Source organism: Streptomyces sp. CAI-85, from assembly GCF_013363615.1.
Classification (GTDB): domain Bacteria; phylum Actinomycetota; class Actinomycetes; order Streptomycetales; family Streptomycetaceae; genus Streptomyces; species Streptomyces antibioticus_B.
The window spans coordinates 1-1,050 of record NZ_JAANNX010000203.1; the positions used below are offsets into that span (position 1 = coordinate 1).

Here is a 1,050-nt window from a genome sequence, read left to right on the forward strand (position 1 = left end):
CGGTCGATCTTGTCCTGGTCGATCTCGTGGAACATGACCTGCTCCGTGAGACCGAAGGTGTAGTTGCCACGGCCGTCGAACTGCTTGGGGGACAGACCACGGAAGTCGCGGATGCGCGGCAGCGCGAGCGACAGGGTGCGGTCCAGGAACTCCCACATGCGGTCGCCACGGAGCGTGACGTGGGCACCGATCGGCTGACCCTCACGCAGCTTGAACTGCGCGATGGACTTGCGGGCCTTGGTGACGGCCGGCTTCTGACCGGTGATCGTGGTGAGGTCGCGGATGGCGCCCTCGATCAGCTTGGAGTCGCGGGCGGCGTCGCCCACACCCATGTTGACCACGATCTTGACGAGGCCGGGGATCTGCATGACGTTCTCGTAGGAGAACTCCTCACGCAGCTTGCCCGCGATCTCCTCGCGGTACTTCGTCTTGAGACGCGGAGTCGTGGTGGTAGCCATCAGATGTCCTCACCCGTCCGCTTGGCAACGCGGATCTTGTTGCCCTCGTCGTCGAAGCGGTAACCGACACGCGTGACGACCTTGTTGCCGTCCTTCTCCACGACGAGCTGAACGTTGCTCACGTGGATCGGGGCCTCGGTGGTCACGATGCCGCCGGCCTGCGAACCCTTGGCGGTCGGGCCGGCCTTGGTGTGCTTCTTGACCCGGTTGACACCCTCGACCAGGACGCGGTCCTCGCGGGGGAAGGCCGCGATGACCTTGCCCTGCTTGCCCTTGTCCTTACCGGTGATGACCTGGACCAGGTCGCCCTTCTTGATCTTCATGCTTACAGCACCTCCGGCGCGAGCGAGATGATCTTCATGAACTTCTTCTCGCGCAGCTCACGGCCGACCGGGCCGAAGATACGGGTGCCGCGAGGGTCGCCATCGTTCTTCAGAATGACGGCGGCGTTCTCGTCGAAGCGGATGTACGAGCCGTCCGGACGGCGGCGCTCCTTGACGGTGCGAACGATGACCGCCTTGACGACGTCACCCTTCTTCACGTTGCCACCGGGGATCGCGTCCTTGACGGTGGCGACGATGACGTCACCGAT

General features: G+C 64.1%; 3 protein-coding genes. All 3 read right to left on the reverse strand.

Annotated elements, in window-relative coordinates; all coding sequences use genetic code 11:
- On the reverse strand, nucleotides 1-458 hold a 458-nt coding region (gene rplE, locus G6W55_RS37775; protein ID WP_175525078.1), incomplete at its 3' end, for a 50S ribosomal protein L5.
- The gene (gene rplX / locus G6W55_RS37780) at nucleotides 458-781 is read right to left on the reverse strand and encodes a 50S ribosomal protein L24 (RefSeq protein WP_030039760.1); all 324 of its coding nucleotides are present in this window, start codon (nucleotides 779-781) and stop codon (nucleotides 458-460) included. The genes rplE and rplX, both read right to left, overlap by 1 nt.
- A gap of 2 nt (nucleotides 782-783) precedes the next feature.
- Nucleotides 784-1,050 (reverse strand): 50S ribosomal protein L14 (gene rplN, locus G6W55_RS37785; RefSeq protein WP_175525079.1); only part of this gene is annotated, 267 nt, incomplete at its 5' end.